The organism is Pseudomonas sp. zfem002 (assembly GCF_032621685.1).
Lineage (GTDB): Bacteria > Pseudomonadota > Gammaproteobacteria > Pseudomonadales > Pseudomonadaceae > Aquipseudomonas > Aquipseudomonas japonica.
In genome coordinates this window covers 1-10,049 of sequence record NZ_JAVYJH010000054.1, presented here as the reverse complement: position 1 = coordinate 10,049, position 10,049 = coordinate 1, and the positions used below count along the sequence as shown (strand labels likewise).

Annotated in this window: 7 protein-coding genes and 1 pseudogene; all 8 read right to left on the bottom strand. The window is 67.0% G+C overall.

Annotated features, from left to right (window positions below):
• Positions 1-272 precede the first annotated feature (272 nt).
• Positions 273-1,424, bottom strand: coding sequence for an OmpA family protein (locus RTI28_RS30135; RefSeq protein ID WP_316923883.1), 1,152 nt, complete (start codon positions 1,422-1,424; stop codon positions 273-275).
• Positions 1,425-1,447: 23 nt separating this feature from the next.
• A complete protein-coding gene (gene tssE, locus RTI28_RS30130) occupies positions 1,448-1,888 on the bottom strand; it encodes a type VI secretion system baseplate subunit TssE (protein ID WP_316923882.1) in 441 nt (146 codons plus the stop codon).
• Between the two features lie 3 nt (positions 1,889-1,891).
• Positions 1,892-2,425 (bottom strand): type VI secretion system lipoprotein TssJ, encoded by a 534-nt coding sequence (gene tssJ, locus RTI28_RS30125; protein ID WP_316923881.1) that lies wholly within the window; start codon positions 2,423-2,425, stop codon positions 1,892-1,894.
• Complete coding sequence (tssG, locus tag RTI28_RS30120; RefSeq protein WP_316923880.1) at positions 2,406-3,479, bottom strand: type VI secretion system baseplate subunit TssG; 1,074 nt, start codon at positions 3,477-3,479, stop codon at positions 2,406-2,408. The genes tssJ and tssG overlap by 20 nt, the downstream gene beginning before the upstream one ends.
• Positions 3,443-5,209, bottom strand: a complete 1,767-nt coding sequence (gene tssF / locus RTI28_RS30115; RefSeq protein WP_316923879.1) for a type VI secretion system baseplate subunit TssF — start codon at positions 5,207-5,209, stop codon at positions 3,443-3,445. Before tssF ends, tssG begins: the two co-directional genes overlap by 37 nt.
• Before the next feature lie 25 nt (positions 5,210-5,234).
• Positions 5,235-6,821 (bottom strand): type VI secretion system protein TssA, encoded by a 1,587-nt coding sequence (tssA, locus tag RTI28_RS30110; RefSeq protein ID WP_316923878.1) that lies wholly within the window; start codon positions 6,819-6,821, stop codon positions 5,235-5,237.
• A 22-nt stretch (positions 6,822-6,843) separates the two neighbouring features.
• A complete protein-coding gene (locus tag RTI28_RS30105; protein WP_316923877.1) occupies positions 6,844-7,533 on the bottom strand; it encodes a DUF3592 domain-containing protein in 690 nt (229 codons plus the stop codon).
• 233 nt (positions 7,534-7,766) lie between these two features.
• Positions 7,767-10,049, bottom strand: a pseudogene (locus RTI28_RS30100) (ImcF-related family protein); the annotation flags it as partial.

The window sequence follows — 10,049 nt, the reverse complement described above, 5'->3', positions numbered from 1 at the left end:
CGGGCTTCGGGTCAGAGTGAGAGGTGGATGGCGACTATGCTCCCACACGTGCTCTAGGGCACCGCCGGCATCCAGTCTGCCATCCACCGCTCTCACACCTTGATTTTAAGAGGTCCTGAAGACACAAGCGGGCATTGCCCGCGATGCGCCGTGCGGACGGCGCTCGATTTCAAGGGCGCTAGAAGAGCATCGTCATGCACAGCGATGCACCACCCGGGCGGCGCTCGATCTCCAGAGCGCCGGAGATCTCTCGACATGCACCTGAAACCCCGTCAAGCCCCCTGCCGATCCCCACCCACACCACACCCCTGCCCCTGCGCCACCAGGCGGATCTCCACCCGCCGATTGGCCGCACGCCCCGCCGCGCTGTCATTGCTCGCCAGCGGCTGGCTGGCGGCGGCGCTCTGCACGACGAAGCAGGCCTGGGGAATGTCGCCCATGCGCTGCAACCAGTCGCGCACCGCCATGGCCCGCTCCCGCGACAGGCGCTGGTTGTAGGCCTCCTCGCCGCTGGTATCGGTATGCCCGGTGATCACGATCTGCCAACCCGGCTGCGCCTTGATCCGCACCAGTGCCTCCACCAGCGGGCGCGTGGCCTCCGGCGCGAGTTCGACGCTGCCGGGCGCGAACAGGCCGAGGCTGCCGAGGTCGATTTCCGTGGGCAGCTGGCGCACCAGGGCCTGATCGTCCCGCCAGTGCGACCAGCCCGCCCAGACGCTCAACCCCAGCAACACGACAAGCCCCAGCACCCAGCCCAGCGCACGCCCGCGACGCCTTGGCGGCGCCGGCACGAACAGTTCCGGCACCGGTGGTGGCGCTGGCGGCGGCAAGGGCGGCGGCGTGACGATGAGCAGCGGCACGACCCGCTCGGCCCCGCCCCGCTCCACCGCGACCGACGGCAGCCCGGCGCCCTCCAGGCGCAGCAGCAGGCCGGCGACGTACTGCTGCAGCAGTCCCAGGCTGGCCAATGGCGCGGACACCTGCGGCGCCAGCAACAGGCGCAGGCTTTCCAGGCGCGTCTGCAACTGCAGGACCACGGCCAGCGTCGAGGGCATGAGGGTGACGCCGCGCAACCAGCCCTGCAGTTGCACGCACAACCAGTCGAGGATCTCCAGGCGCGTCGCATCGCTGTTCGGCCACAGGCGCGGCCATTGCCCGAGCAGGGCCTCCAGCAGCACCAGGCCCTGGATCAGCCCGTCCAGGCCATGGCAACGGGCCCGCGCCAGGACCAGCGCCACGGTGGACTGCAGGTCGGCGCCATTGCGCCTGAACAGCGCCGCGCACAGCTGCTCCACCTTGTCCCAGTCCAGGTCCGGGCAAGCGGGGTGATGCAGCTTCGCCAGTTCCGCGCACAGCGCCTGGAATTCCTCGCAGTGGCGCGGATCGCCGCCCACCTGCACACGCATGTCGAACACCGCCGTCATAGGGGCTTCCTTGTGTCGCCGATTCAGGGGGTCGCCAGGTAGCGCTGGCGTTTGAGATGGCGCACCAGCAGGCGCCCTTCCGCGCCCAGGGTGGTGCCGAAGGTCACCTTCTCGCCACTCCAGAACTCGGCGAACAGCGCGTATTCCAGATGCCCCGGCCGCGATTGCGCCAGCATCTCCACGCGCAGGTCCTTGAGCCGCGGCTCGTAGGCGAGGACCGTGGCGCTCATGTCATCCATCACCGAGCGCGCCGAGCTGGCCATGTCCTGCAGCACCTGGCTCAGGTCCGGCAGGCCGAAGCCGGGAAGGTGGGCCAGCGCGCCGGCGCGGCTGTTGAGGATGCGCTGCAGGTTGTCCAGCACCGAGAGCACGTGCTGGTCGTCTTCATTGACCAGGTACAGGTCCAGTTCGCCATTGAAGTTCTGCAGGAGGATTTCGTAGAGCGAGGGGCTGGCGTCGGTCATCGTTCACTCCGCCAGCGGTCGCAGGCTCAGGTGGTTGTCACCCAGCTCCAGGGTGCGCGGCGCATCCGGATCGAGGTCGTCCCGCTCCAGGACCAGGCGCCAGGTGTTGGCGTGTTTTTCCGGATAGCGGAACAGCGCGACCACCGCCACATAGCGGGCATCCTGGTGCAGCGCCTGGCTCAGGCGCGCGCCCTGCTCCGGGCTGACCATCAGCGCGCGCTGGTCCAGCACCTCGCTGCCGAGGACGGCATCGCCGTCGTTGAGCAGCTCGTCGTATTCGGCCTTGTCCAGCGCCTTGCGCCCGCGCAGCTGGTACACCCGCACCAGGGTCGGCACCGACAGGGCATTCATGTCTTCCAGGTCGGTGTTCAGCGCCGAACGGCCGCTGATGTCCAGGTGCAGGGTCTTGACCTGCTTGTAGAACACCGCCCGGGCGGTGTCGCGGGTGCCGTCGCTGACGCTCTGGACCAGCCCGCATCCGCCGAGCAGGGTCGCCAGCGCCAGCATGGCGGGGATTCTAGAAACGGTACGCCACATGTCTTGCCTCTCTGTCCCTTGGGTTGCTTTCCAGGCCCTGATAGCGGCCCAGGTTGATGGTGATGCGCCTGTGCTCGTCGCTGGCGTCGTGCCCCAGTACCGCGGTCATGCCCAGCAGCGCGCGGCCACCGAGCAGCGCCGGCGGCAGGCTGCGCAGCGGCAGCGACAATTGCAGCCGCGCGGTGCAGCGCCAGCCCAGGTAGACCCGCAGCAGGACCAGCAGGTCGGCATGCAGGGTCGCCCCCGGCAGCCAGCCTCGCCCTTCGTCCGGGTCGTCGGTGGCCAGGGCCAGCAGCAGTTCGCTGTTGGCGTCCTGCCCCAGCGGCCCCAGCGGCATGCCCTGGTCGAGCCGCGCCGGACCGCCAGGGCCCAGGCGCGCGGGCCGGTCGAGGAGAATCTTGCGTGGCCAGTGCGGGGTGATGCGCACCCGCGTACGCGGCGCCAGCAGGCCGACCAGCGCAGTGATGCCCTCAGCGTTGCGGGTCGGCAGGCGCATCACCGAGAGCAGGGCGAGAAAGCGCGACACCGGCGTGGCGATCTGCTCGGCGGTGCCGGGAATGCCCAGGCCGATCAGGCCCAGCAGCGACTGCGAAGTGGCATCGCGACCGCCCGCCTCGAAGGTCGCCGGGTAGGAGTACTTGCGCCAGATCCGGTAGAACTGGGTGAACAGGCGGTGATTGAAGATATCGAGGAAGCCCTCCAGCACCTCGTGGCCTTCACGGCGCTGGACGATGTCGTCGAGGTAGGCGGTCGGCAGCGGCGAGTCGACGCCATACAGACCGAGAAAGCGCGTGCGTACCGTGGCCGGACCATGGGGATCGAGCTCGATCCGGCGCAGTTCGCCCGCCGGAAAGCCCATTCCCGGATCGGGACGAAAACGTACCGCATCCTCGGCCGGGCTGGAGGTGCTGCCCAGCGGCGGACATCCCGGCATGCCCTGTTCGAGCAACTGGCAGAAGCGGAACAGGCTGGCCTCGGCGACCCGCCCCTGCAATTGCTGCAACAGGCCGCTGGCGTTCAGCCGGGAATACGCTGACTGTGGTTCTCGTTCCATCGCAGGACCTTTCCGGTGGGTTGCTGGATCAGCGTGAGCTGGTTGAACAGATGGATATCGGCGTACAGGGCGAAGAAGCGGTTGAGCATCTCGCCGAACAGGGCGATATCGCCTTCGCCGCAGAAACCGTCGGCGTCCACGGTCACCTCGACGTCCACGCCGCGCAGGAGAAAGCCCTTTTCGAATCGCTGGATCAGGTGGTGGCGCACCTCGGCAATGGCCGCCAGGCGCCGCCGGTTCAGCTCGCTGTCGCTCCAGTCGTAGAGCGCCAGGGTGCCGCGCAGCACTTCGGCGCTGTCGAGCATCGGCAGGAAGTTCGAACCCAGGTGGCTGAGCACGCGCCAGTGGAAGCGGTCGCGGCTGGGCGGGTAGCACGGCAGCGTGGGCGCAGTGAGGTTACGCACGCGCAGCGCCCCGCCCTCCCGGGCAGCGCCCAGGCTGTCGAGCAGGGTGCTTTGCAGGGCCTTGCGCGGCAGTTGGCCGTTGGTGCCGATCAGGGTCAGGCTGAGGTGCTCGCCATTGACCTGGTCCACCGTCTCGAAGCCTTCGCCGCCGAGGATCAGCCAGGTGTCGTGCAGGCCGTTGGGCGCGCGCTTGACCCGGCTGTGGAAATAGCGCTCCGGCGCTTCGTCACGCAACATGCCGCCCTTGTGGCGGAAACTGCTGAACGGCACATAGCTGCAGCGCGCCCCTTCCTGGGCCTTGCTGACATCGTCCACCGAATAGATTTCGGTATGCCCGTCCTGCAGGCGCAGGGGGCGCAGCAGGTATTCCGACTGCAGCGGATCGACGATCAGCGGGTCGGAGTCGAGCTTGAACAGGTTGATCACCGGTACCGTGTTCACCCGCAGGTGCTCGGTCTGCGGACTCAGCGAATGGGCCCAGGGCTCGTGCAGCACCACCTCCAGCTCGAACCAGGCCGTGTCCGCGGCAAGGTGCAACTGCTCCAGGCCATGCAGGGTGACGAACATGAACTTCTCGCGGAAGTTGAAGTACTCCAGCAGCAACTGATAGCCGCTGAAGGCGCTGTCGCCCTTGGGCCACAGGCGATCGGCCTCGGCGAACCCGGCGGGACTGAAATGCGCCGTGAGCCGGTGCCGGCGTTCCTGGCCGGCCAGGCACACATATACGCCGGCCGCACCCAGGGTCAGGGCGTGGTGCAGGCTGCTGGCCATGGCCGGCTCCGCGTTCAGGTACAGCTCCAGGCGCTGCGGGCCAACGCCTGCGGGCAGGGCCCGGCAATCGAAGCGCAGGCGCAGCAGGGTCTTGCCGTCAGCCTGGTAGCCGAGGCCGAAGTCGCTGATCGCCAGCGGCTGCAGACGCAGGTCACGGGTGGTGGTGTAGCTGCAGCGGGTACGCTTGGGGCCGATCGGCTGCGACAGCACTTCGAAGCCCCGCGGGATGAGCTGCTCCTGGGTCAGCTTGCCCGGCTCCGGCTGCAGCTCGACGATCGCCAGCGAGGGAATGGTCCGCAGGTAGTGCGGCCAGAGCAGGCTGACCAGGCCCTCGGTGAGTTCCGGCAGGTCGTCGTCGAGTTTTTCCCGCAGGCGCCCCATGAGAAAGGCGAAGCCCTCGAACAGGCGCTCGACGAAAGGATCGCGGGCGCCGGTCTTGTCCAGGTGCAGGTGCGCCGCGCGATCCGGAAAGGCCTCGGCGAACTCCTTGCCGGCTTCGCGCAGATAGCGCATCTCGGCATCGAAATAGCGCAGGGTCAGGTTGTCCATGCTCAAGAGAGAGAATCCTGTTCAGTGAATGTCAGCCGCAGAGCACCGCGGCGCGTACCGGATCGATGGCCACCAGGGCGGCCAGGTGGGCGTCCATGCGTCGCGTCAGCTCGACCCGGTCGGCATCGCCGCGTTGCAGGCGGCCACGCAGCAGCTTGAGCAGGCGCGCCTTGATCTCGAACTGCAGCTCCGGCTCCCAGGTGCCCAGGCCCTGGCGCTCGCCGAGCACATCCAGTTCGCCCAGCAGGTGCAGGGCCAGCTCGCTCTTGCCGTACTGCTCGGCGAGCCGTGCCATCAGCAGGCGCAGCAGCCAGCGCTGACGGCCCGAGCGCACATCCGGACGCTCCGCGAGCCAGGCCAGGGCCTGTTCCACGCCCTGGCTGTCGGCCTGGGCCAGGGCTTCGCTTTCCAGGGCGAGGATGTCGTCGCGGGCCACGGACGGATGGGTGCCGGTGGCGGGCAGCCAGTTCTGCTGCTGGTTGCCCTGCACGTCGCGGGCGATCCACTCGCGGGTGCTGTCGCTGGCCAGCGGCGAGCCGTCCAGCCAGCACAGGGTTTCCAGGCCGGGCAGGCGTTCGAGGAACATGCCCAGGTCGCGCTGGATGATCGCGGCCCAGCTGCGCTGTGGTTCCGCCAGCCGGCCCAGGGCCTGGTGCAGGTACCAGTGCAGGTCCAGCCAGAAATGGTTGAGCCCCTCGGCGAAGGCCTGCTCGACCTGGACCAGCAGTTCGTCCCAGCGCTGCTGCACATGCAGGCGCCTGAGCTGGGTGACCAGCACGCTGCGCGGCGGCTCCAGGTGGGTCAGGCGCTCGATGTCGTGGCCGGGCGTTTCGTGCAGGGTGTCCCAGCGCAGGCTGCGCAACAGGCGGTGGGCGGCGAGCCAGCCGTCCGGCTGCTCGCGCAGCCAGGCCGCCAGCACGCGGCCCCGGTCGAGCAGATCGCGCCCGGAGCTCGGCGCACTGCCCTGCGCTGCCGGTGCGGGGGCCGGCGCGGCCTGCGCCGAGGTGTTCTGCGGCACCACCGCGCTCACTCCGCCGGATTGCGCCAGGCGTGCCGACAGCGCCGAATACAGCGCGCCCAGTTCCGGGCGCTGTGCTGCCGGCCACTGTCGCGTGCCCTGCTCCAGCCAGGCCAGCGCCGCCACGGTGCGCTCGGCCTCCTCGCGGACCACTTCGGGGAAGCGCGCCAGGCCATCCAGCACCTTGTCCGTGGCCAGCCATTCCAGGGCCATGCGCCGGCTGTTCGGTCGAGTCGGCAGGACCTCGTCGGCAAAGCCTTCGAGCAAGGCCGCGAGCAGGTTCAGGCCATCCGCCAGCCCGGCTTCGCCGTCCACCTGCAGCCGCGCCCAGAGGTAATAGGTGGCCACCCGCAGATCCTTGCAACTGCCCTGCAGCAGGGTCTGCGCCAGTTGCGCCAGCTGTGCCGGGTCGGCACCGGAAAGCTTGTTGACCTCCTCGCGCATCTGCTGGAAGTGGTCGTTGTAGGTCGGGTCTTCACCCACGGGCGACTGCGCCGTGATCGGCTGCAGCCAGTCGCGCCAGCGAGCAGCCTGTTCGCGGGCGAGCGCCAGCGGATCGCGCTCGCCGAGACAGCGACTGATGAGAGAGTGCAGGGGCATTGGCGTTTATCCGTAGCGGTGGTCAGTTCGCCAACTTGGGAAGGAAGGAAAGATCCACCTGATATTTGCGGGTGTCGCGCTTGTCCATCAACACGCGAAGGTTGTTGTCCTTGATATAGGGCGTCGGGTCGAACCAGATATTTTCGCTTTCCAGTACATGCAACTGCGAAGTTGCCGGATTCAACCAGTTGCAGACGATAACGAAGGGACTGCGGCCGTTGATGGAAACGCTGTGGTTGAGAATCACCGCCTCGAATTCGGCGCGGACCACATGGCCATGACGTTGCAGGTAGTGGTTCCTGCTTTTTTTCCGCCGCGCCAGCAAAACCATGATCAAGCCGACGCTGAACAGCGGCAGGCCGAACACCAGCAAGGCGATCGAGAGGCCCCAGCGCCCGGCGAGATCGTCGATGCGCGCATCTTCCGGTTGTCCGGGCAGATACAGCACGCCGACCTTCTCGCCGATCTCATAGGCCGGCGGCGCGCTGGCGATGCTCGAACTGAAACTCACCGGTCGGTCATCCTTGTCGACGAAGGCCACCACCGGGATGTACGTCATCCCTTCCTCGCCACGGTTCTCCAGCAGGTCGACGACCACGCCCGTGGTGGACAGCGCTTCTTCGACGAATTGTTTCGAACTCTGATAGGACATCAACGCACTGACCAACAACAGCGCACCGCCCACCAGGGACAGGTATTTGAAAACAGCCACGACTTTCACTTGTTATTTTCCTTGTTCAAACAGGATAACGGCTACGCCAGCTCTATAAGCGAGCTGACGAACCACTATTCAATCGCCTACATGGCGGACGTTATTTTTCAGGCGAGGGACAGTAAATGATCTGAAGTTACAGTGCTACCACCCAAGTACAGCTTGGGATTTTTCAGATGCATTTAGAGAGTAATCCTACAAACTGTCAGACCCGAATAAAGTTGTTACTGTTTTTAATCATTAGTAGCCAATTGTTTCGATGTTCCTTTTTCATCGAGGAAGATCCGCTTCGGCAGTTTGAAACTGCGCAACTCCAGCAACGCCAACGGCCCTGCGCCCAGTTCGGTGCGCAGGTGCCAGGTCAGGTAGCGGCCGTCCGGCGCCAGCAGTTCCAGGCGATAGCGGCTCGCGCCGTCGTCCAGCAGCGTCACCCTCGCCTGCTCCAGCAAACGGATCAGGCCCCAGACGCCCTGATAGTCGCCATAAAGTCGCGTACCGGCATTCACGCTGGTCCAGGTCACCCGCGTCCCCGGATGCTCGCCCGCCCCCGGCCAGATAAAGCGCTGCCAGCGTTCGCGCTGGTTGAAGTAGTGATGCTTCTCGCCATCCAGGGTGAAGATCGTTTCCGCGATATCCCGCACCGGCTTGCCGCGCAGTTCGAAACTCAAGCCCAGGCCGCCGTCGGTGTACAGCACGTCGGCCAGGTGACTGAGCCGGTTCACCGCCTCGATGAATTTCGGGTCGAAACGCAGGCCCTGGCTGTGCTGCGGGTCGGCGACCCAGCGGCTGCCTTCCTTGCGCAATACGCCGCTGAGCTGGCCATGCAGGAACTGGTCGATGCGCCCCGAGTCGGCGCGAATCATCTGCCCGAGCATCGGCAGCGAGGCATCGCTGTCGGTGGCGGCGAACGGGTAGCGACCATCGAAGGCGCGCTGCCATTCATCCACCACCGAGCGCTGCCACTGGCTGTTGAGGCTTTGCGCCGAGGGTTGCAGGACCCGTTGCCAGGCCTGGTCCAGCGGTTGCACGAACAGCGTCTCGCCCACCGTGCCCCACTCCGCGCCAAGGCTGGCGGCGAGCAGGCTGCCGTAGGCGCGGGTGTCGCTTAGGTCCACGCTCTTGCCCTGGAACACGGTCTGCGCCAGGGCCTGGGTCATTTCCCGCGGGTCGGCGGCGTTGCTGACCTGTTGCAGCTTCAGGCGGACTCTTGTCACCCGTGTGAGAAAGGCCTGCAGACTCAGGCGTTCGCCCTGGGCCTCGTCCTTGCCGAGCAAGTTGAGCAGCGGGCCGAAGGTGTCGTCCAGCGGGCTGTCCAGATGCTGGGCGGCGCGCTCCACCAGCTGGGTCTTTTCCTTGCCCAGCAGGTTCTGCGCGGACTGCAGCAGCGAATCGGCCAGGGCCTGCTCGCGGGTACCGGCGCGGCCTTGCCAGGCCAGGGTGTCCATCAGGGCCAGCAGCGGCGACAGGCGCACATCGCTCATCAGGGTGAGCTGGTCGATCACCTCGGCGAGGCTGCCGGCACGCTGCCAGCGCAGGCTGTTGAGGAAGGTCAGCCAGGCACTGCTGTAGTCCTGGAAGTAGCGGGCGGTCAGGCGTTTCCTCAGTTGATCGGGGCTGAGTTCGGCGGCCAGTTCCTGGTGGTTGTCGCTGAGGACCCAGTCGATCTCTTCGCGACGGGCCTCGGCGATCTTGTCGATGGCCTCGCGAACATGGCCTTCCCAGGCCTGGCGGGTGAACACGCCGGCCACGGATTGCGGGCTGCTGAACAGGGTGTTGTCGGATTCGCCGAGCATCTGCGCCAAGGGCAGATCCGGGTAATGGGTGGCGGCGCTGTCGAGTACCTGCTGGTAGAGACTGGCCTCGGCGTTGCGCTGGCCGAGCTGGCCGATCAGGACCTGGCGGGCCTGCAGCAGCAGGCGTGGCTCCAGGGCTACGACGGGGTGCGCTTCGAGGTGTTCGGCGTAGAACTGCCACAGGCCTGGCGCCAGGGTGTGCCAGGCGCCTGGGGAGAAGCCGGGGCGTTCCGGCTCGAGTTCGCCCATCACCCGGACCAGGAAGGCGGGGTCGGCTTTTTCCGGGCGGGCCAGCATCAGCCAGGCCTTGAGCTGGTCATAGGAAGCGGCGGCGCGGGTGGCGCGTTCGGGGCTGTCGGGTGGGAGATCGATCAGTGCTTGCAGGTGCGCACTCAATGCCGCCACGGCCGGGTCGCGCAGCAGGCGTGCATTGATCTCGACATAGCGCGGCCACAGGGTGTCGAGCAGGGCCTGGTTCTGGTTCAGGCCGAAGCGCTGGTACCAGGGGGTGCCGTGTTGGGTCCGGTGATCGAGACGGGCCAGTTCGCGGACCAGTTCGTGCAGGGCCAGCAGTTGCAGCCAGGGTGGTCTGCATCTCGGCGATCTGCGCGCGGTTGCTGGTGAAGGACAGGGCCATGCCGGCGCCCCAGATCAGGGCCAGGAGCAGCAGGCCGACCGGCACGATGCGCGGGCTGTGGTTCAGCCAGGGGCCGAGCACATGCG